The sequence below is a fragment of the Bacillus basilensis genome (assembly GCF_050630465.1).
Classification (GTDB): Bacteria; Bacillota; Bacilli; order Bacillales; family Bacillaceae_G; genus Bacillus_A; species Bacillus_A basilensis.
Genome location: NZ_JBNTQO010000001.1, coordinates 512,682 through 534,366 on the forward strand (window position 1 = coordinate 512,682; position 21,685 = coordinate 534,366).

Here is a 21,685-nt window from a genome sequence, read left to right on the forward strand (position 1 = left end):
AAAATTCAACTGCAAAAGATAATTTTGGAGGTGATTCTGCTGTGAAAATATAGAGAATAAAATGCATATCCCTCCCTAGCAGGATAGTATTTACTTCTTCCTCTAACGCGTGAAGAGCGCTAAACCAACGGTAGATGTATATGTACTATCAAAATTATGGACATATAACTCATTTCCGGAAATCATTATAACTTAAAGATATAGTGTGTAATGCCGATTACATTTTCGGATTTCATTGCTAATTTATTTCCTTCTAAATGAAAATGCTGAGATCACTTCCAAAAATAATAACCCCGTTCTTCATTTAAGACGGGGGTACACTTATACAGCAATTCGGATTCAGTTTTTTGAATGTTCGTTTCCTATTCAAGAGTAAGATCTGCTAGTTTCGTATTTTCTTCTGCTTATTGGTTGCTTTCAACTAAATTCATCATAATTTTAATCAAGACTTGTATTTTATCACTCGAACCCTTGATGCTATCCTAAATCGCTCAATAAATAGATAATAATTTTTACTTTTCAACTTCACAAAGCAATTTTACCTCTTTGATTTGTTCTATATGACGCTGTTCATGCAAATAGATTAATTCTATCCACTGATCAAGAAGTAATTCTCCAAGAGCTGGATGCATTACTGATTTTTTTGCCAATTTAGATTCATCTTCTATTGTACCCAGAAAACGCATCAATTCTTTTCTAGAGTCGTTTAACAAATCAACCATTTGCAGCAATTCAAATGGTTCTATACTTGGTTCAATCATTTCTGGTGCTATAAATTTTATCGATCTATCTAATACAATAGTATGAATTTCTTTACGCTCATTTTGGAAACTATCCATCTTTTTTAATCCTGACAAAATAACCGTTATAACTCTCTCATCTAATAAAACTAAGTGATGACAAACTTGTGCTATACTCCATTTATCCTTATCTGGTTTTCTATTAAATTGAGCATCACTTAACAAAGTAATTTCCTCAAATAATTGATTTCTCGTTTCATAAAACTTGTCCTTTACAAATGTATTCATGTGAATTCTCCTTTCATTAGAACCTATATACTTAGATTCCTGCGTTAGAAATATTCTCTATAGAAGAAAGATTTTCCTTCACTACTATTTCAATCAAATCTTTTCTTGCTTTAATAGTTTCTCTAATTCACGACTAAATATATGAGTTTTCTCAACATCCTTGAAGATTTCCTTGAGGTTATCATGTGCTACAGCTACACCATAATACTTTCCACGGAATCCTTTCAATACAACTACATAAAACGTTCCTAATTATCAATCTAGCATTAAATAAATGTAAAAAATGCCCCTATTCATTCATTTTTCATGCGTATGTATGTACATTTGTTAATTTATTCGATATATTATGTGTATTGAATGATTACGAAAAGCTTATTGGTCGCTAAAAAACACCTTATATTTTTATATCCGAGAAAACTACAAAATGTATAAAATTCCATTTGTCAAATGAATTTAATGCGGAAGGAGGTTTGTGGTTACTTCATCGGGATATAATAATCAGTTTTGAACTGATCAAAATATAGGAGGCGACATAATGTTTCGTACGATTTCAAATTTCATGAGAGTAGCTGAGATAAGAAACAAAATTCTTTTTACACTAGCGATGCTAATTGTTTTTCGAATTGGCACGTTTATTCCAGTTCCTCATACTAACGCAGAGGTATTAAAAGTACAAGATCAAGCTAACGTTTTAGGTATGCTAAACGTATTTGGCGGAGGAGCACTGCAACACTTCTCAATCTTTGCTGTAGGTATTACACCATATATTACAGCTTCCATCATAGTACAATTACTACAAATGGACGTTATACCTAAATTTTCGGAATGGGCAAAGCAAGGAGAAATGGGCCGTAAGAAATCAGCTCAATTCACTCGATACTTTACAATCATTCTCGCATTCATACAGGCCATTGGGATGTCTTATGGCTTTAATAATATAGCAGGTGGACAATTAATAACAGATCAAAGCTGGACTACATACTTATTTATTGCGACAGTTTTAACTGCAGGTACTGCTTTTTTACTTTGGTTAGGTGAACAAATTACTGCTAATGGCGTAGGTAATGGTATTTCGATGATTATCTTCGCAGGACTTGTAGCAGCGATTCCAAATGTTGCGAATCAAATTTATTTGCAACAATTTCAAAATGCAGGCGATCAATTATTCATGCACATCATAAAAATGGTTTTAATTGGTCTCGTAATTTTAGCGATAGTTGTTGGCGTTATTTACATTCAACAAGCCGTGCGTAAAATACCGATTCAATATGCAAAAGCTGTTTCAGGAAACAATCAATATCAAGGAGCAAAAAACACTCATTTACCTCTAAAAGTAAATAGTGCTGGTGTAATTCCAGTAATCTTTGCTTCCGCATTTTTAATGACGCCGCGTACAATTGCGCAGCTCTTCCCTGATTCAAGCGTATCAAAATGGTTAGTTGCAAATCTTGATTTTGCACATCCAATTGGAATGACACTTTATGTCGGTCTTATCGTTGCTTTCACATACTTCTACGCATTTATTCAAGTAAATCCTGAACAAATGGCAGAGAATTTGAAAAAGCAAAATGGATATGTTCCTGGTATTCGTCCTGGTAAATCAACAGAACAATATGTAACTAAAATTTTATACCGTTTAACATTTATCGGCGCAATTTTCTTAGGTGCAATTTCAATTTTACCGCTCGTATTCACAAAAATTGCTACGTTACCACCTTCTGCTCAAATTGGTGGTACAAGCTTACTGATCATTGTCGGTGTAGCACTAGAAACAATGAAGACGTTAGAAAGTCAGCTTGTGAAACGTCATTATAAAGGGTTTATAAAAAAAGCGAATTAAGTAAAAAAACACAGTTGGTTATTTTTCCAACTGTGTTTTTGATTTTACTACCTCTAATGTTCCCACTAATGTACCAATGATTTTTTCTAAGTTCATTATTTTTTCTTCTAAGGCTTGAATACGCTTATTGCTTTCGTCTACATCATTATGTTTTAAACTGTTATTGGAGACTTTGAACTGCTCCCCTAATTCGGAAGTGATATCTTCAATAGTTGATTTTGATTTTTCGCCATTACTGGTTGTATTTGTATTTGAATTTAATTCAAATTGAAGTTCATATGTATTTCCAGTTACTTCTTTAGCTATTTGCGAAATTAAATCTTTATAAGACTTTTCAACCCACTCTTGTTGAAATTTATTTTTAAAATAAATGATCAATGAATTTTCATTTATTCTGGCTGTCGTTTCTTTGACCCATGTTTCATATGATGGTCTCGAAATTGTTAATTGCATTTTATCTTTTATTTTATTCCAAATTATTTTTGATTCCTCTTGTCCGGAAGTAAGTTGATTATTTTGCACGTGATGAATCTGTGCTTTAGAAGTGGCGTTTGATTCTATTTCGAACCAAATTTGATATTCTTCATTTGTATTTTTCTGTACGGTACTTGAAATTATATTTTTATACTCCCCTTCAAGCAAATCACGATGAAACACATCTTCACAAAATATTATTAATTTATTATCTTCTATTGTAGCATTTGTATTTCTAATCCATGTCATAAATGTTTTCTCTGCTAGCTTTGGTCTTAATGCTTTCTTTACTTCATCCCAGCTATTAAGCCTTTCTTTTTTTACATCTTTCAACTTAGATGGTTCGCTATTACATAGATCAAACTGAATTTCAAATGTCGTATTATACATTTCTCGTAATGTATTAAATACTAATTCTTTATAATGAGTTTCTAACCAATCACGTGCAAATTCATTCGGACAATAAATTGTTAATATATCATCCTCTAAATAAACAGTAGTATTAGTAAACCAAGTTTCATATGATGGTTTTGAAATTTGCGGTCGAATTTTTTCCTTTACTTCAGTCCAATTCATTTTCATAATAACTCCCCTCTTTTTACAGTTTTCTTTCATATAGATTAATAATATTACGCCTTTCCAATAAATAAAGTCAATCCGTATCGTAAATAAAATTCAAGCAGCCCTGATTTATACAGGGCTGCTTCTTTATACAACTACATTTCCTTCTCAAATAATCTTCCTTGTTTGAAATACATACGGAGTGTGGATCGATTAGCTAAAAATACACCAACCAAAATAAAACAAGCGCCTATTCCCATTGTAGGGTTTAAAGGTTCTCCTAATATGATGTATCCAACTAAAATAGCAATTAGTGGTGAGACATATAACCACGTTGACGGAAATACAGGATTCGTTTTTGATAAGAGCCAGTAATATAATCCGTGTCCACCAATTGATCCGATAAAGATGAGATATAAAATAGGCCACTGTACACTCCATGAAGCTAATACAGTTACATCCGGTTGTTCTACTATGACGGATACGATTAGTAATAAAACACCTCCGTAAAACATTTGAATACCATTAATGAGAAATGGCGATACACTTTGTAAATCCGAAAGTATTTCTTTTGAGCGAATAGAGCCTATTCCGTAAAATAATTCTCCTATTATTAAAACAAAACAAGCGATACTCCATATGAAACTTATTTCTTGGTGCATCCCTGGTAAAGAAACAAAGATAACGCCTATTAGTGCAATAACTAAAGCGACGAGTTGCTCCTTTTGTAATTTTTCCTTATTTCTCTTAGCTTGTAATAACAAAATCATCATTGGACCCGTAGCCGAAAGAACAGCAGCTAGCCCTGAAGAAATATATTGTTCCGCCCAGTACAATGATGCAAACGTCATGAAAGTTAAACAAAATCCAGCATACATAATACGTTTTGAAAATAGATGCGGTGTAATCTCTTTTCGCTTTAACTTAAATATAATCATAAGGATAACGCCTGCTAAAAAGAAACGAATTCCTGCTGAAAATAATGGGGGTGCTCCTGCTTCAATTCCAATTTTTATCGTTAAAAATGTTGTACCAAAAATAATACATACTAAAATATAATTGAAAATAACCATTACTTTTCCTCCTTTTTACTCTTAACATGAGTATAGAAGGTATAGTGTATAACAGTGTAACTATGTATATAACAGTTGCCTAAAATCATAGTTGATTCTCTATATATTTTTCGCTTTAATAAAATAAAAACGAAAAAGGTGAAACCATGAAGATTGTCCTTCGTAAAGAATCCAACATACCGTATTACCAGCAAATATATATGCAAATTGTTGAAAGAATACAAAGTGGCATGCTTTTGCATGGTGACTTACTTCCATCTTTACGCTCTATGGCAGAAGATTTACAGATTAACCTATTAACTGTTCGTAAGGCGTATAAGCGGTTAGAAAAGAAAGAATATATACGCATTGAGCAAGGAAAAGGTGCTTATATACATAAACATGTAAAGAAAGATTTCAGGTCAATTCCGTATAAATGGCAACAAACAAAAACGATTAATGTTATGCGATCTCAATATGCAATGAATCAGCACCGGAAATATTATGATTTTTCACAAGCGATTTTATATCCTCGCTTATTACCAAATCCATTCTTGGCAGAAGAAATGCATAAAATACTTAATAAAGACCAGATGATTCTAGCAACTTATGGGCCAGTTCAAGGCGATTATGAACTGCGAGTTGAAATAGCAAATTACTTAAATGAGCACCAAAAATTAGTGACAGACCCATCTCAATTATTAATTACAAGCGGAGCACAACAAGGAATTGATTTAATTGCTCAAACATTATTAAAACCTGGTGATATTGTATTAGTGGAAAGTCCGTGTTACAGTGCTGCACTTGATATTTTCATCAATAAAGGTGTTCAAATTATTCCAGTTTCTCTTGATAATCATGGAGTTCGCTCCGATTTAATCGATGATATTTGTCAAAGTAAAAATCCCGTTTTATTGTATACGAATCCCACTTTTCAGAACCCAACAGGTACAGTAATGAGTAAAGAGCGAAGAATGGAACTTATAGAACTAGCAGAGCTATATGAGTTTTTTATAATTGAAGATGATTCTTTCGGAGAAATATATTTTGAGGATGCTATTGTTCCCCCTCCAATCAAAAATTTTGATAAGAATGGCCACGTAATATATATAAAAGGATTTAGTAAAACGTTAGCACCAGGACTGCGTATCGCAGCACTTATTGCCGATGGTCCTATTTTTGAATGGTTATTTGCTGTAAAAGGTTCAATGGATATCGGTAGCCCTTTATTAACACAAAAAGCACTTCTACCGTTTTTACGTGCAGAACGTATGAAAAATCATTTAGAAAAATTACGTACAGCTTTACAAATTAGACGTGATATAACGATTGATATTTTATCACCACTTAAGGAAATAAACTTTGAAATTCCAAATGGTGGCTTTAATTTATGGATTGCACTTCCTAATTCGATAGATCCTTTTACTTTATTACAAAAAGCAAATGAAGTAGATGTTTCTTTTTTGCCAGGAACAGCTTGTCTATTACATAACGAAAGAAATAATAACCAATTAAGAATTAGCTATTCTATGTTAAATGAAAAAGAGATGTTGATTGGATTAGAGAAATTACATGATACAATACGAAACTATAAACTTTAGAAACACATGCACAATCCTTTTAAGCTAAAAAAAGTAAATACCCCAAAATATTTTTGTTTTGGGGTATTATGAAATTTTTAAGTATGTTAAGTCATTTTTATTCCACTTTCATGACAATCTTACCTCTAACATGTTGACCTTCACTCAAAATATGAGCTTCTCTGATCCCTTCTTCATTAAACGGCACCACCTTACTTACAATAGGCTGAACTTTTCCATGTACAATTAAATCTGACAATGCTTCTAATTGCTTTCCATCTGGTTTTAGCCATAAAAACCCTGATTTTATCCCTTTTACTTTTTGAATTGGCTCATGAACAATCGAAACTAAAGCACCACCAGGCTTAATAATTTGAAAGCTTTTTTCTTGTACTTCACCACCTATTGTATCTAATACAATATCGAAATCTGATAGTAATTCTTCAAATTTATCGTTTTTATAATCAATAACAAGATCTGCCCCTAAAGACTGTAAAAACTCTTTATTTTTATCACTCGCAGTGGTCGCAACAAAAGCTCCAAATGATTTGGCGATTTGGATTGCTAAACTTCCAACTCCACCTGCTCCAGCATGAATGAGCACTCGGTCATGTTCTTTTATTTTTGCGTAATCTACAAGACTTTGCCATGCTGTAAGTCCTGCAAGAGGAATTGAAGCTGCCTCTTCGAAACTTAAGTTAGTAGGCATATAGGAAACTAAATCTGATTTTACTGTAATGAATTCAGCATAAGAGCCTTTTCCTATATTTTCAGGTTTCGTAAACACTTTATCTCCTATTTTGAAACAATCTACACCTTCCCCAACTTCTTCAATAACTCCAGCTACATCTAACCCTAAGATGATTGGAAATGAGAATCGCAACTGTTCTTGTAGGTCTCCTTTTCTTATTTTCCAATCAACAGGATTAACAGCTGTTGCGAGAATACGTATTAATACCTCGTTATTCTTAACAACCGGTTTTAAAACTTGTCTTTCTTTTAATTCTTCAACACTACCATATTGATCTATAACAATCGCTTTCATTTCCTCTCCTCCTTGTTGTTTATTGTAATAACATACAATTATTTCTCAAAATTTTTTGTCTTGAATAATCATATAATTATTTTTGGGGGTAATTATGCTATAAACAAATCTTACTCACATCTTAGAACCATTACAAACTGTATTGTTAATTAAATTCAAAAGAAATGGAGATAATTTTATGACTGAAAAGATATTTAAAATAAACGGAATTGATATATGTACAGAAAGCTTTGGGAATCCTAAGAACCCAGCTATTTTATTAATTATGGGTGCTACGTGTTCAATGGTTTATTGGGATGAAGAATTTTGTGAACGGTTGGCGAAAACAGGGAAATTTGTTATTCGTTTTGATAACCGTGATGTGGGACGCTCAGTTGCATACGAGCCTGGAACTTCCAATTATACCGTTACAGATATGGCTGAAGATGCAATTGGGGTACTAGATGCTTATCATATTGACAAAGCACATCTATTTGGTATGTCATTAGGTGGCATGATTGCTCAAATTGCTGCTGTAAAACATCCCGAAAGAATTTTAACGTTAACATTACTAGCTACAAGTGTGATAGGATCTGACAATAACACGCGCGATTTACCCCCGATGGATGAAAAAATTTTAACACACCATGCTAATGGCGCGCATTTAGATTGGACAAATGAAAATGTTGTAGCAGAATATTTAGTTTCAGGATCTCGCCTATTATGTGGATCCAAACGAACATTTGATGAAAAAAGGGTCTACAAACAAGTCAAACAAGAAATAGAACGAGCTAACAATCTATTAAGTATGTTTAATCACGCTCTACTTCAAGGAGATGATGCATATGAAGGTGTGCTTGACTCCATACAAGCACTTACATTAGTCATTCACGGAACAGACGATACTGCACTCCCTTTTGAACATGGTCTTGCAATTATTGATGAAATTCCTAACTCAGCGCTGTTAACCCTTGAAGGCGCAGGACATGAAAATCATCCCGATGACTGGGAAGACATAATTCATGCTGTTACTGAGCATACATCTAAATTATAGATAAATAACGAATAGAAGGGCACACCGTAATTTGTGCCCCTTCTATTCGTTACATTAAAAAAAGCCCATCACTGTATCCGTATGTATAGTGATGGGCGATACTTATATTTTTATATGTTTAAAAAAACGGACAATCTAATTGATCAACAGCTTCCCATGATTTTTTTTTTATATTATCGGTGGATTTATTTGCTTCTAGTGGTACGTTTTTAAAAGGATTAACTTCGACCTTTAACAAGGATGATGGCTCTACGTATAATGAGAAAACATGGCTGCTTGGTATAGCTTTTGACACATCAATATCTCCTACTTGTTTAAAGAGTTGCTGTGCAGCAAAGAAAAAGAAATTGGTTGGGTTTGATTGTTTATTCAGCCATGCAAGCATTTCAGGTGATACTGATTTATGAATATTGATTTTCACTCGATCACCACGTTTATATCGCCTAGATCGCATGTTTCCACCAACTAACTTATCGTTAAGTTTGTAAATCCTAACTCTTTTTGCTTATGCTCTCTATATTTTGGTGAACAAGTGTATACTAATAATCCACGTGCATTTGTAAATAATGGATTATCTACAAAGATTACATTTGTTAAACGCCCTTTTTGTTTTAAAATCATTTTCAAGCTATTTTTAATGATAACTGCGCCCCCGCCATAAATAAACACGTATGGATCGTCTTTCATATCATCAATTTTGTTAATAATATCCGTTGCGACACGTGCTGCTAAACCTAATAATGCTGGTTGTGATTCTTCAACTAATAACGCATTTCTTGGATGCTTTTCATTTAAATATATTTGGTTAAACTCTGTAATGCTATCAATCGTCTTTGTTGGATACTTCCGGTTCCATCTCGTAATTATTTGTAGTAACGTTTCTTTCACACCGTATGATAAGCCTTTACTTAGTTGTGGTCTAAAGTTTACGCCTAGTGAAACTACTTCTTCTGTAGTCCCTGCTCCAATATCAAAAGATAATAGTGTTTTATCAACAAAATCAATTTCAGAAACTTGATTTGGTTCACATTCTATTTTATGTTTCACAACATTTCCTTCTTCATCATATACAATGCCCCACGTCCCAGAAGCGCCCTCAGGTAGGCATTTACAATATTCGATAGAAATATTAATTGTCACATCACGTCCGTTTGGATAATGGAACACCACTTTATGGTTACCCATATAACGTTTTGCATTTTCCGCAGCTATTTCTTGCGTAATGAGTTGCATAGGAAGAGCAACTGATAAATCATAACGAATATTAATATGACTAGAAGTTGGACTTTGACGCATAGCACTTACTGCTAAGCCTGATAGAATTGTAATAACCATTAACTCATCCGTTGACTTATTCGATTTCTTCTCTACTTCAGTACCTTTTAATTGATCTTGAATTACTTTTTCTCCAACGATATACCGCACGTTATTTAACATTAACGATGGAGAACTAATGGTCACGTCAATGTGATTTTCTAATTCAGATAATGAAACATCTCCCTCATCTAAGAGTCCTGTAGGCTCTCCTATATATAAAGAATATATACTCGGAATAAAAATAGGGTCTTGCCCTTTCACCATTAACTTCAAACCGTTATTTCCTGCATCAGCACCAGCTTTTAAAAGAATAGACATAACTACCCCCTAAATTAATCTGACATCCCTTCCAAATATATGCGAGCCCATTCTTTTACATTCAAATGTAATGTAATTTTTTATTAATCTTAAAAACAAAATATCATATTCTCGCCCTTTATGTAAAAAGTATTTGACATGGAACTTTTCCAATTTTATACTATGATTGTAAAGAGTTTTTTACAACTATGGAGGTGTCATTTCTAAATTGAAGCATAAAAAATTTATTTTCATAATTATCGTTTTATCATTAATCGGAGTCCTCATACATGGCGCATATAAATATGTAACAGAAGGTTCGATTTTGGGAGGAACATTATTCGCTTTTTCGTTAATACTTGGTAATTTAATTAATCAAATTACTTGGGGAGATCCAAACGGAGTATCGGAAGAAAGCCAAGATGAAATGGGACAGCGACAGCAAATCAAATATAAAAGCTTTAAAATTTCTTATTTTGCACTTATTTGTTTCATGTTTCTAATTTTAATATTTTCAGAAGGATTTGCCTTCCTATTACTTGATGAAATAAAGAATCTTCCTCTCTTTATCGCACTTTGTTCTTCATTCTTTATTTATCCTATTGTCGAACTTATAGTCGGAAAACAATATAAATAAAAAGATGAGATTTTCTATATAGAGAAAATCTCATCTTTTTATATTTACATATCCTCAACTATCGCTTTTAATTTATTCACAGTCCGCCAATTTCTTACTGTAGCTGGTGTATGTAACTTCTGAAACTGGTTCATTAATTTGGAATTTCGAATGCTATTTTTGAAAAATAAATACACAACTTTTTCATGTATATAACAATCTTCAGTCTCATTTTTTTGCATAAGCAGCTGATCTTTTTCTATTTCAGAAAGTTCATTTGCTAGGAAGGCAACATGTATACTTTCCCCTTCTAGCAATGAATTGGCTTTATAGGGGCATCTTTTTATAATATTTATAAATTCCTCATTTGTTCTTAACATGACTGGAACATCAAAACCAAAAACGTTTTTAATTTCAGATTGTATTCGCTCCTTTAGAAATTTTATATCTTCCTCAGATTCGAATACGATATTACCGCTTTGAATATATGTTTTCACTTGTTTTAACCCAATTGATTCAAACACTCGTTTTAAATCAGCCATTTTAATTACCTTATGGCCGCCTACATTTATCCCTCTTAGTAATGCAATATAAATTGCCATATCATTTCTCCTCAATTAAATGTATTTCACAATTGATCTACAGTGATAATAAAGTAAGTTAATTTTAATATAAACTATAAGAACCTTGCCACAATCTATCGTAGTAAGGTTCTTTAAAGTTCTTTAATTTTGTTCAACGAAAGGTGCTTTCGTTATAGAACTGTTGCCTTTTTAAACAAAGGTATGTATCCTCCACTAGGCCCATAAGCAACTCCAATTTTTTCCCATTCATATTTTTCATAATAGCCTTTAAGATCTGAAGTAAGATAAAGAAATTTGTATCCTCTTTTTGCTGCTTCTAGCAGTCCATGATTCAACAAGTCTGCTCCTATAGAGTTACCTCTAAATTTTTCATCTACAAACAAACATGCTAGCCACGGGCTCAAATCCTGACGACTGTTTAAATCATTACGAATTAATGCATAAGTTCCGATAATCTTATCATCTACTTTTGCAATGTAAAAACTCGGTATGTCATTTGGATCAATTAAAGCATTAGTCATACAATCTTCATAAAAAGCACGCCCTCCTTCCTCACCCCATTCTTTCCAAAACACATCTATTGCCTTATTAAATAATTCATCCTTCTTTAGTAATTGAATTATTTCCATAAAGCTACGACCTCCATTAGTATTATTTAATACTTGTAAAACTAACTAAAATTAATGTTTTTCAAGTATCTTTATTTTTTTATGTCACTAGCTATAATTTCTTCACTCCTAAATATATGTGTTTTATATTTATTCTCTTATCGTTCTAAGTAAAAAACTTACTACTTTGTTATGCAAGAGTAAGTTTTTCTTCCCATTATTTCATGATAGGTAAATGCATTATGATTTGTTGACCAATTGGTCCCATTCTTCTAAAGCCTTTATCTTGGAAGCCGACTTTTTCATATAAATTTTGTGCAGGAATATTTTTTTCATTCACAGCAAGTATAACTTCATTTTTTATCGGAAAATAACGTTTTACAAACTCTTGTAATAGCGCCAATGACTTTTTAGCATATCCTTTCCTTTGTCTATTGTGATTTATAGAAAATGAAGTTAAAAGTAATGCGTTCTCATTATCTGTGAACTCCTGTACTCTATCACCTGTTTGCAATGCGAAAAGGCCAACAGGTACCCCATTGTAATCCAAAATAACAATCACATTTTTTGTATAATCACTTTTAGCTTTCTCCAGCAATTCACCTGGGTCTGATGTAAATTGAACTTGTTCACTTGGTAAAGTAAATGTTTGTATAACTTCTTTATATTTTTCTTTATACGGAACTAATTGAATTTCCCCTGTATGTATGTTCATGCAAAACTCTCCCATTTTTACTTATTAACTTAAACCTTGCTGCGTTTTTGAATGCACTTTTCCATCTAAAAAGGTAATTTCAACAAATGAAGTTGAATCGCTTCCTTTCCAAGAAAAAATTTGTTTAATTTGTGTAGAATGTTCTACGCCTTCTTCTATGAGTAAATTCCCTTCAAAACCAATTAATTCTTTTACTTCTTTATAAGTCATTCCTTCATTTATGTGCGAGAAATGATTTATATTGATAGATTCTTTCTGCTGTCTCTCCATCACAGTAGAAGAAGTTGTGGTTTGTTTTTTTACTTCTTTCTTCTGTTCACACGCTGTCATACTGAAACCTAAGCATAAACTACATAATATTAATGTGCTTTTTTTCATCATAACAGTTGTCCCCCCCATCATAATTAAACCATATATTCCCTTAAAAATAAACTGAATATTTAATATTGTATAAAAAAACCCGTACAATTTAGTACGGGTCTAAGGTTAATTTTATTTATTCAAATGATTATTTGATTGGTCATTCTGTTCTTTTCTTAATTCTTGTTCTTCATCTTTTGGTAATTGTTTATCATTATCTTTAATTGGATTCGTTTCTCGATTTTCAATCATGTCATTTGGAACTTGTGGCATTACTCGGCCAACAATTGCTGCTAACTCATCAAGTATACCTTCACCTGTTTTTCCTTTTTTAATTTGCTTTCCAATTTGTTTGAGACGTTCATACGTATCAACATCCGCTACAACAACTGCATTAGCACCATCAGGATCGTTTTTTAAACTTTCTGCTACAGAGTATTTAATGGACTCCACACGAGTTCGATCGAGTTTCGCTTTTACATCAATACCTACAATAGCATATTTCCCAACAACGACTGCTGTTGCATCATTCACTCCTGGCACACTTGCGGCTAAAGATGCTAAATGGTCTGCTGCTTTTTCATTTGGCTTATTTGATTTGTTCGTATAATTAACATTTTTCGTCGAAACATTTTTTTGTTCTGGCTTTTCGTTTGGGTTGTCCTTTTTTCCAATACTACATCCAACTATAATAAAGCAAAACATTAACATATATATTAGGGTTTTCATTATTTTCACCACTTTACTAATAAGGTTTAATCATAAATTTTTTCAACAGCTTGCATTTTCTTTACTTTTTCTTCAGCTCCGCTATTTGCATTAATGAAAATTTGGTACGTATCTTTCCCTAACGTACCTACAAATTCATAGCAAAGTACTTCATTATGCAAATCATTTACTACGACGGCTTTGCGTTCTTCCATAACTTTAACATCTGGATTGATTTTCTTTCTCGCTTCTGCTGCAGTTAGCTTTGCTGATGGAACCGTTCGTTTTTGATGTGACGCTAAATATTCTTTTGCGGAAAATCCAACGATAGAACCGTCATCTAAAGCAATTTTCATTTGAATTGCTTCTGGATAAATTCGTATGCCATTCTCATTTACAACATACGTAAATACACCAACATTATCATATTGTGAGCTATCATAAAGCTCCATATTATTAAACTTATGGTCCTTTAAGAATTTCAAACCTTTACTTCCTGCATCGTTTAAACTAACTTTCTGTTCTTTAATTTCTCGATTATTCATAACCCAAATTGGATATCCGCCTTTTCCGGTAATATCCATATAAAACTCATTATTCGTCACTTCATCTTTAATTTTCACACTATAGAAAGATTCTTTTGCACCTTTTCCGCTTTTCTCAACTTCTACTTTTTCATTTCCTTTTAAATTTAAAAATGATTTTGCGATTTTCGCCGCTTCATCTTTTGAAATCGCTTTTCCTTCTGCTTCAAATCCGCCTTTTTTATTTTTTTGCGTACTTGTAAAGGTCGGTCCGAAGTTTGTAGATGAATACGATGTTACATTTTTTTCTACAGTCTTTAATCCATCAATAATTGTATTGTCTGCAGGATCACGATTTGATGCGAGTGCCATCTCAACATCCATCCAGCGTAAATTATTTTTCAAAACAAGATGTTGCACTTTTCTTAGTTCATCTTGTATATTTCCTGCATTTGAGTATAAAGTTTGCAACGTTTTGTATTCTTGAGCATTTAACGGCTCTTTTTCTAAATCACGAATGGCTGCACGGTAACTAAAATCACCAATATTCGCTAAAAATTCTTCCGTTTTATTAAAAGGCATTAATGTTAAAGGAAGTTGCCCTACATCCGAACGAGCTTCAGATGTTAATCTCCATACATCTGCTAATGCAGGTGATAAAGATGCACGTGAATTCATCGCGAGCGTTGTTCCAATTTTGTCGTGCAATAAATCAACCTCATATGCTAAATCATGAAATGCACGTTGATAGCTATTTTCCGCTCGAATTAATACTGCATTTTTCTCTTGGTGCTCTTTATAGCCCCAGTATCCTGTCCCAACTACACCGATTGTTAATAATACGATTATAATACCTCGTAACATAGTTCCACCTCCGCTCTATTTACAGAAAATATGTTTTCCGATCTTTTTAATTTGTGGACGCGTCCAAATCCATTTACTTGTTGCAGTATCTGGATTGAAATAATACAATGCATTTCCTGTTGGATCCCATCCATTAATTGCATCTAATACAGCTTTTTTTGCTGTTTCATTTGGTGTTAAATATATTTGCCCGTCTGCTACTGCTGTGAATGCTCTTGGCTCAAAGATTACACCTGAAACGGTATTTGGAAATGATGCACTTGTAACACGATTCAATATAACTGCAGCTACTGCAACTTGTCCTAAGTATGGCTCCCCACGTGATTCTCCATATACTGCGTTTGCCATGAGCTGAATGTCATTTTGAGAATAGCCATTTGGAACATTTGTCCCTTTATTTTGAGGTGGTTTATTTTCTTGCGCAGTACCACCACTATTTCCTTTATTAGCAGTTGACTTGTCATACTTCGTTGCCTTCACGAGCATTTGCTTCGTTTTAGCTCCAGCTAAACCATCAACAGGTAATCCGAATTTCTCTTGAAAATTTCGAAGTGCCCAATATGTACCCCATCCGAAAACACCATCCACTTTTCCCGTATAAAACCCGTTATATTTCAAACGAGATTGCAGTTCAATGACATCTTCGCCAGATGCTCCTCTTTGAATGACTTGATTAGAAAAGGCTTCTACATTTTTTAGTTGTATACTACTGACCATCAAAGATAGTCCTATGAACGCAAGTAAAACTGCTATTTTAAAAATAGCTTTTTGACGCATAATTTTCCCTCCTTAATTACGGAAATGATTTCTTGGTTATGTTTTGTAAAAGCCTCGCTTTTATGTAAAGAAGACAAAAAAATCCAAGCTAATATCGTTGAAAAAATATGTAAACAATATACAAAAAGAATAAAAGGAGTTCATCATGAAGAAATTGTTAAAGCGTGTCGCACTCGTCATTCTGTTCCTAACAACATGTTCAAATATATATACCGGCTCATCAATTGTTCATGCGCAGCCGCCGTATGCTAAATGGGGGAAACTTGCTGTAGAAAAGACGAAAGAACAATACCCGAAAGCTGAGATTATTGATTATCTTCATATAGGTAGAAAACCAAAAACCGTTCAAATAACAGTTGAAAAATTTAAATTATGGCTACGTGAAGATGGAAAAGAATATGGTGTTTTTGTTGATGTAGAATTTGAAACGAAGACAGAGAAATTTATAAAGGTGTCGTTCCAGAAGACGAGTAGATAAAATAAAACCCCACTGTTACTAATGTAAACAGTGGGGTTTTATTTTCTAAATTACTTTTAATTGCGAAGAAACTAAACAATTGAACTGGATTGAACGGATCCACCTGTGGCCTTATTGAACATTGTAATTCTCTTGTACATGCTCAATAAATAATTTCAATGGAACGAGTCCACGTTTTGGCATATGACTGCTTATTACAGCAACGACCTCTAACTGCGGAATGATAACGATGTATTGTCCGCCATATCCCATAGCAAAGTACATACAATACGGTATGTGAAATCTTTCATTATTCAATACCCACCAGTGATATCCATATGCCCCGACATATTCATACGTTTCAAATAGAGCCATACTTGATTTTTCTAACCATTTCGATGATACAATTTTATTCCCCTGCCAATACCCATTCTGTAAACATAATATTCCTAACTTTAATAAATCTTTAGACTTCATTTTCATTCCGAAGCCGCCGACATGTATTCCTTGCGGATCTTGTTGCCACTCATATTTGGTAATTTCTAATGGATCAAATAAATATTTTTTCGCAAACTGTTCTGTCGGCATTCTAGTAGCTTCTTGAATAATATAGCTAAGCAAATGCGAAGACCCTGAGTTATAATTCATTTTTGTAGCGGGTTCTTCAATTATTGGTTTTTCTAATATGTACTGCACCCAGTTTTCCGATTCTACAAAATCATTTGGGAACACTACTCCATTTCCGAACTCTTTCCAGTCCTCACCTGTAGTCATCGTTAATAAATGATACAGAGTCAAATCCCGCTTTTCATTAGATACATTTTCAATCCACTTTGTAATCGGTGTATGTATATCATTTATATATCCTTTATCGATTGCAATACCAATTAATATAGATACAATGCTTTTTGTAATCGAATTTATTTTAAATAGATTATTTTCACACTCTAACGTTTTATAATACTCAGTTGTTAACTCACCTTTTTGATAAACGAGAAATGTATTCACTTTTTTCTTTTCAAATTTATTTTCTAGTTGCTTGAAATCCAAAACTTTACCTCCATTTAAATAGTTACTTAATGTATTATATCTTGTAGTTTCCATTAAAACATAATTGTGCTCAAATAAAAAAACAAACCTGCCAGTTAAACTGACAGGTTTGTTTTTATAATTTCGTACGAACATTCCAAAGCTCTGGGAAGAAACGTTGATCAAGTACTCGTTTTAAATAAGATACACCAGAAGATCCGCCTGTTCCCATTTTATGTCCGATAATGCGTTCTACCGTTTTCATATGACGGAAACGCCATTGTTGTAACCAATCTTCAATATCAATCAATTTTTCAGCAAGCTGATATAAATTCCAATATTTTTTTACGTCTGCATATACTTCTATCCATGCTGCTTCTACTGTTGCATCTTCTTCATAAGGCTGCGTAATATCACGATTTAACACATCTTTATGAATCGGGAACCCTTCTTTTACAAGCGCTTGAATTGCCACATCATATATACTAGGTGCATGTAGTGCTTTATAAAGGCGAGCATGTAATTCTGGATCTTTTTCATAAATCTTTAATGCATGTGGTGTTTTATAACCAAGTGCATACTCAATCATACGATATTGGTACGATTGAAAACCTGAAGCTTGACCAAGTGAATCACGGAATTCAATGTACTCTGATGGCGTTAATGTCGCAAGAATATCCCAAGATTGAATAATTTGAGACTGAATTTTTGATACACGTGCTAACATTTTAAAAGCTGGTTGTAATTTATCTTGTTTAATAGATTCAATTGCTGCATTTAACTCATGTAAAATGAGTTTCATCCAAAGTTCACTTGCTTGATGAATAACGATGAATAACATTTCATCATGATGGTCTGATAATCTCTTTTGAGAAGATAGTAAACTATCTAATTGCAAATACTCCCCGTACGTCATATTTTCTTTAAAGTCCGTATGAATCCCTTTTTCCATAATTACCTTTTCGTTTTCTTTCATATTAGCCAAACGCCCCTTTATATATATTTCTACTTATATTGGTCTAATAACTGCTCGAACTGGACTTCCATCTGCATCTGTTAAGGCAAGTGGTAATGCGATTAGTTCATAATCTCCATCTACTACATGATCTAGTACGACATTTTCTAAAATGTGTATTCCATGTTTAAACAATTGATGATGCGCTTCTAATTCTTTATCATCTAATGGATCAACTGAGGGAACATCTACCCCAATTAAACGTATCCCTTTCTCTGAAAGAAACGGTGCTATATCTGCACGTAAATGCGGGATTACATTTGGGAATTCATTCGCTTTACCATGTGAAGATGTGCGTAACAATAAGCGTTCTACGCCTTCTAAATGAAAGTTTTCTAATTCCTTTTTCCCGATGCTTTCAAGATTAGAAACATCAATGATTTTTGTAGGCCCAACATAAACTCGAACATCTAAGTCTATTACTTTCTTTCCTTCATTATCAAAATGAAACGGTGCATCAATATGAGTACCTGTATGAATACTCATCGTTAACTTTCCGACATTTACTGATCCACTCTCTTCTTTTGACCATGAAACTTCATACGAGAATGGTGTATCCCCTGGCCAAGTGGCAATATCATTATTTAACGGTTGTGAAATATCAATCCACTCTGATGTTTTCATGTTTATGCCACAACCTCTCGCTTATTTTCAAATTGCTTATACTCTTCATCTTTCATAATATTCTTTAAAATACGAACAGACTGCCATACTTCCTCGTACGTATTATATAAAGCAACTGGCGCAAGTCTCGCTCCATTTGGCGCTCTAAAATCTGGAATTACACCATTTGCTTTTAACGCTTTACATATGCGTGCTGCTTCTGCATGCTCTAAATAAATATGCCCGCCTCGTTTTTCATCTTCTAATGGATTTCCTATTGTAAATCCAAAATCTTTTAATTCATGATCAATTAAATCAAGCATGTATCTTGTAATATGTATGGATTTTTCACGTAAACGTTCTATACCAGCATCTTTAAACATTTCAAGAGAACCGATTAACGGCGCTGTACTTAATACGTGCGGTGTACCAATTTGATAAGCACCTGCATGATCAGCAGCTGTTAATGTATGTTCCATATCAAATTGCTTATCTTTTCTGGAACTAAACCAACCTGATAACCCTGGAAGTCTATTAAAATGCTTCTTATTTACATATAGCCCCGCTACACCACCAGGTCCTGCATTTAAATATTTATAGTTACACCAAATAGCGAAATCAACATCCCACTCTTTGAAATGATGTGGAATAGCACCGATTGAATGACATAAATCAAATCCAATATGAATACCACGCTTATGCGCTTTCGCTGTTAAACGTTTCATATCAAGAATTTGGCCGCTTCTATACAGTACAGAAGGCAATAAAATTAAAGCGACATCATCTGTCATCGCATGAATAATATCATCTTCAGAAAGTGTTCTACCATCTCGGCTCTTCACTCGCACTAAATGCTCATCTGGCTCTAACCCTTTTAATCGAATTTGACTTTGAAGTGCATATATATCTGATGGGAATGTTAACTCATCCGCAAGAATTTTTGTACGTATTCCTTTCGGCTCATAGAAAGTTGCGATTACTTGATGAATATTCGTCGTCGTGGAACCGGTTACAATAGTTTCTTCTGGTAAAGCTCCAATAAGAGGTGCTGTCAGTTCACCTAATTTCTCCGAAAGGAAAAACCAAGGATGCTCACCCTCTGTCCAGCCGTCAATGCCATACTCTTTCCATGAATCTAGCAACGTAAGTAACGATTTCTCTGCTCTTTTTGAAAGTAGCCCTAATGAGTTTCCATCTAAATATATTGTTCCTTCTTTTTTATAAAATTCAGTTTGAAAATCTTTCAGTTCATCATGTTTATCACATTCAAGCGCATACTCATAAGTTGGTTGAAATGGTTCTTTATACATGGTGTCACCTTCTCTTAATTTTCTTTTTATTCTAACTAATTGAAATATATCACCTTCGTTGATATAACGTCAATGATATTATGTCAGTTGACTTTATATATGAATTTCTTTTACAATACAGTTATATTTTCAGATATTTCAGTATAAAGAGGTGGTTCTTTGAAAAACAGTACTCTTTCATCAAGAAAACACCGCTCCTTAGAAACAAAGAAAAAACTTTTACACTCTGGCTATACTATTTTTATACATAATGGTTTTCAAAAAACGACAATTACACAAATTATTAAGCATGCAGAAACTGGTTATGGAACCGCATATGTATACTTTAAAAACAAAGATGATCTCCTCATCGTTTTAATGGAAGATGTTATGAATCAATTTTATGATATTGCTGAGCGCTCCTTTTCGCCTCAAACAAAAGAAGAAGCACGTAGCATGATTCAAAATCAAGTTAGAGCATTCCTACAATTAGCAGAGAAAGAACGAGCTATATTGCAAGTTGTGCAGGAGGCAATCGGATTATCAAAAGAGATACGTCAAAAATGGGACGAGATACGAGAACGCTTTATAAACAATATTACGCAGGATATTACATACTCTCAAGAAAGTGGATTAGCACAATCTAAATTAAATAAAGAAATTGTAGCCCGTGCTTGGTTTGCGATGAATGAGATGTTTCTTTGGACGATTGTGAAAAATGATAAAAAATTAGAGTTAGAAAAGATAGTGCATACATTGACGGAAATGTATACGACGGGATTATATAAATAGCACACCTTCAATGAATAAGGTGTGCTATTTTACATCTATAAAAATATTTTATCTGGGTATGGTAACGCTAAAGGCGGCTTTTCAGATAAAGAGAAATATTGTAGTTTTAAAGATTCACCATCTATCGATTTTAGCTCGCCACTAGTAACTTCACACTCAAACACAACAACTATATATTCTACTTCATCACCATTCGGATATGTATGACGGTACTCTTCTCCTCCAAATACCCCTTTTTGTTTTTTTACTTGCACTTTCAATCCTGTTTCTTCCCAAACTTCCCGAACTACTGCTTCTTCTGGAGTTTCCCCAAGCTCAATTGCTCCAGCTGGCAAACTCCAGTATTCCCCACCAGGAAATTGAAACAAAATATCCCCCTGCTCATTTTTTATCACAGCAGCTACACTCGGCATAAAAATTAGTTCATGACCTAATTGCTTCCGGATCTTTTTATAATATAGCGACATAGACATATAATTCTCTCCTACCCTACTAATAACTGTATTTTCTGACATTT

General features: G+C 33.4%; 24 protein-coding genes. 6 read left to right on the plus strand and 18 right to left on the minus strand.

All coding sequences use genetic code 11. The features are described 5' to 3' along the window. Window positions 1–512 precede the first annotated feature (512 nt). Window positions 513–1,028 carry a DinB family protein gene (locus ACQVV1_RS02635; RefSeq protein WP_431168582.1) on the minus strand — a complete coding sequence of 172 codons (516 nt, stop codon included), beginning with the start codon at window positions 1,026–1,028 and terminating at the stop codon, window positions 513–515. 535 nt (window positions 1,029–1,563) lie between these two features. On the opposite strand from ACQVV1_RS02635, the gene secY reads away from it, so the two are divergent. Then, window positions 1,564–2,868 carry a preprotein translocase subunit SecY gene (secY, locus tag ACQVV1_RS02640; protein WP_063221392.1) on the plus strand — a complete coding sequence of 435 codons (1,305 nt, stop codon included), beginning with the start codon at window positions 1,564–1,566 and terminating at the stop codon, window positions 2,866–2,868. Window positions 2,869–2,886: 18 nt separating this feature from the next. Here secY and ACQVV1_RS02645 read toward each other — a convergent pair whose 3' ends face one another. Then, window positions 2,887–3,924 (minus strand): DnaA N-terminal domain-containing protein, encoded by a 1,038-nt coding sequence (locus ACQVV1_RS02645; protein ID WP_431168583.1) that lies wholly within the window; start codon window positions 3,922–3,924, stop codon window positions 2,887–2,889. Between the two features lie 134 nt (window positions 3,925–4,058). After that, on the minus strand, window positions 4,059–4,976 hold the full coding sequence (locus ACQVV1_RS02650; protein WP_431168584.1) for a DMT family transporter: 918 nt from the start codon (window positions 4,974–4,976) through the stop codon (window positions 4,059–4,061). Between the two features lie 146 nt (window positions 4,977–5,122). Between ACQVV1_RS02650 and pdxR the strand changes: the two genes are divergently transcribed. Beyond that, window positions 5,123–6,556: a MocR-like pyridoxine biosynthesis transcription factor PdxR gene (gene pdxR / locus ACQVV1_RS02655; protein ID WP_242253081.1), complete on the plus strand. Its 1,434-nt coding sequence runs from the start codon at window positions 5,123–5,125 to the stop codon at window positions 6,554–6,556. Window positions 6,557–6,653: 97 nt separating this feature from the next. Here pdxR and ACQVV1_RS02660 read toward each other — a convergent pair whose 3' ends face one another. Beyond that, a complete protein-coding gene (locus tag ACQVV1_RS02660; protein WP_336376456.1) occupies window positions 6,654–7,580 on the minus strand; it encodes an NADP-dependent oxidoreductase in 927 nt (308 codons plus the stop codon). A 178-nt stretch (window positions 7,581–7,758) separates the two neighbouring features. On the opposite strand from ACQVV1_RS02660, the gene mleBCA reads away from it, so the two are divergent. Next, entirely contained in the window at window positions 7,759–8,613 is an 855-nt protein-coding gene (mleBCA, locus tag ACQVV1_RS02665) for a BCA family alpha/beta fold macrolide esterase (protein WP_431168585.1), read from the plus strand. A 118-nt stretch (window positions 8,614–8,731) separates the two neighbouring features. Here the strand turns inward: mleBCA and ACQVV1_RS02670 are convergent, their stop codons facing one another. Together ACQVV1_RS02670 and ACQVV1_RS02675 are read right to left on the minus strand one after the other, a co-directional pair. After that, window positions 8,732–9,067, minus strand: a complete 336-nt coding sequence (locus ACQVV1_RS02670) for a hypothetical protein (protein WP_001257753.1) — start codon at window positions 9,065–9,067, stop codon at window positions 8,732–8,734. Window positions 9,068–9,078: 11 nt separating this feature from the next. After that, complete coding sequence (locus tag ACQVV1_RS02675; protein WP_242253077.1) at window positions 9,079–10,248, minus strand: ParM/StbA family protein; 1,170 nt, start codon at window positions 10,246–10,248, stop codon at window positions 9,079–9,081. A 208-nt stretch (window positions 10,249–10,456) separates the two neighbouring features. Here ACQVV1_RS02675 and ACQVV1_RS02680 point away from each other — a divergent pair, with 208 nt between their 5' ends. After that, entirely contained in the window at window positions 10,457–10,864 is a 408-nt protein-coding gene (locus ACQVV1_RS02680; protein ID WP_309260233.1) for a hypothetical protein, read from the plus strand. A gap of 44 nt (window positions 10,865–10,908) precedes the next feature. Here ACQVV1_RS02680 and ACQVV1_RS02685 read toward each other — a convergent pair whose 3' ends face one another. The 7 genes from ACQVV1_RS02685 to sleB form a co-directional block, all read right to left on the minus strand. Beyond that, complete coding sequence (locus ACQVV1_RS02685) at window positions 10,909–11,445, minus strand: DUF1697 domain-containing protein (protein ID WP_063221399.1); 537 nt, start codon at window positions 11,443–11,445, stop codon at window positions 10,909–10,911. Between the two features lie 152 nt (window positions 11,446–11,597). Next, window positions 11,598–12,056: a GNAT family N-acetyltransferase gene (locus tag ACQVV1_RS02690; RefSeq protein ID WP_309260235.1), complete on the minus strand. Its 459-nt coding sequence runs from the start codon at window positions 12,054–12,056 to the stop codon at window positions 11,598–11,600. A gap of 196 nt (window positions 12,057–12,252) precedes the next feature. Beyond that, the gene (locus ACQVV1_RS02695; protein ID WP_309260236.1) at window positions 12,253–12,750 is read right to left on the minus strand and encodes a GNAT family N-acetyltransferase; all 498 of its coding nucleotides are present in this window, start codon (window positions 12,748–12,750) and stop codon (window positions 12,253–12,255) included. 24 nt (window positions 12,751–12,774) lie between these two features. Beyond that, complete coding sequence (locus ACQVV1_RS02700) at window positions 12,775–13,131, minus strand: DUF3862 domain-containing protein (protein WP_309260237.1); 357 nt, start codon at window positions 13,129–13,131, stop codon at window positions 12,775–12,777. Between the two features lie 111 nt (window positions 13,132–13,242). Continuing rightward, complete coding sequence (locus ACQVV1_RS02705; protein ID WP_431168586.1) at window positions 13,243–13,839, minus strand: YhcN/YlaJ family sporulation lipoprotein; 597 nt, start codon at window positions 13,837–13,839, stop codon at window positions 13,243–13,245. A gap of 26 nt (window positions 13,840–13,865) precedes the next feature. Beyond that, window positions 13,866–15,206 (minus strand): germination protein YpeB, encoded by a 1,341-nt coding sequence (ypeB, locus tag ACQVV1_RS02710; RefSeq protein WP_242253068.1) that lies wholly within the window; start codon window positions 15,204–15,206, stop codon window positions 13,866–13,868. A gap of 15 nt (window positions 15,207–15,221) precedes the next feature. Next, window positions 15,222–15,983, minus strand: coding sequence for a spore cortex-lytic enzyme (gene sleB / locus ACQVV1_RS02715; RefSeq protein WP_063221405.1), 762 nt, complete (start codon window positions 15,981–15,983; stop codon window positions 15,222–15,224). 145 nt (window positions 15,984–16,128) lie between these two features. Between sleB and ACQVV1_RS02720 the strand changes: the two genes are divergently transcribed. Further along, window positions 16,129–16,461 carry a DUF3889 domain-containing protein gene (locus ACQVV1_RS02720; RefSeq protein ID WP_242253067.1) on the plus strand — a complete coding sequence of 111 codons (333 nt, stop codon included), beginning with the start codon at window positions 16,129–16,131 and terminating at the stop codon, window positions 16,459–16,461. A gap of 111 nt (window positions 16,462–16,572) precedes the next feature. Here ACQVV1_RS02720 and ACQVV1_RS02725 read toward each other — a convergent pair whose 3' ends face one another. The 4 genes from ACQVV1_RS02725 to kynU form a co-directional block, all read right to left on the minus strand. Further along, window positions 16,573–17,490 (minus strand): serine hydrolase domain-containing protein, encoded by a 918-nt coding sequence (locus ACQVV1_RS02725; protein WP_242253066.1) that lies wholly within the window; start codon window positions 17,488–17,490, stop codon window positions 16,573–16,575. Window positions 17,491–17,605: 115 nt separating this feature from the next. After that, the gene (gene kynA / locus ACQVV1_RS02730; protein ID WP_242253064.1) at window positions 17,606–18,445 is read right to left on the minus strand and encodes a tryptophan 2,3-dioxygenase; all 840 of its coding nucleotides are present in this window, start codon (window positions 18,443–18,445) and stop codon (window positions 17,606–17,608) included. A gap of 33 nt (window positions 18,446–18,478) precedes the next feature. Then, window positions 18,479–19,108: an arylformamidase gene (kynB, locus tag ACQVV1_RS02735; RefSeq protein WP_242253061.1), complete on the minus strand. Its 630-nt coding sequence runs from the start codon at window positions 19,106–19,108 to the stop codon at window positions 18,479–18,481. A gap of 2 nt (window positions 19,109–19,110) precedes the next feature. Then, window positions 19,111–20,397, minus strand: coding sequence for a kynureninase (kynU, locus tag ACQVV1_RS02740; RefSeq protein WP_242253060.1), 1,287 nt, complete (start codon window positions 20,395–20,397; stop codon window positions 19,111–19,113). Window positions 20,398–20,556: 159 nt separating this feature from the next. On the opposite strand from kynU, the gene ACQVV1_RS02745 reads away from it, so the two are divergent. After that, window positions 20,557–21,168 (plus strand): TetR/AcrR family transcriptional regulator, encoded by a 612-nt coding sequence (locus ACQVV1_RS02745; RefSeq protein ID WP_063221411.1) that lies wholly within the window; start codon window positions 20,557–20,559, stop codon window positions 21,166–21,168. A 35-nt stretch (window positions 21,169–21,203) separates the two neighbouring features. Here ACQVV1_RS02745 and ACQVV1_RS02750 read toward each other — a convergent pair whose 3' ends face one another. Continuing rightward, on the minus strand, window positions 21,204–21,641 hold the full coding sequence (locus ACQVV1_RS02750) for an NUDIX hydrolase (RefSeq protein ID WP_309260242.1): 438 nt from the start codon (window positions 21,639–21,641) through the stop codon (window positions 21,204–21,206). Window positions 21,642–21,685: the final 44 nt, after the last annotated feature.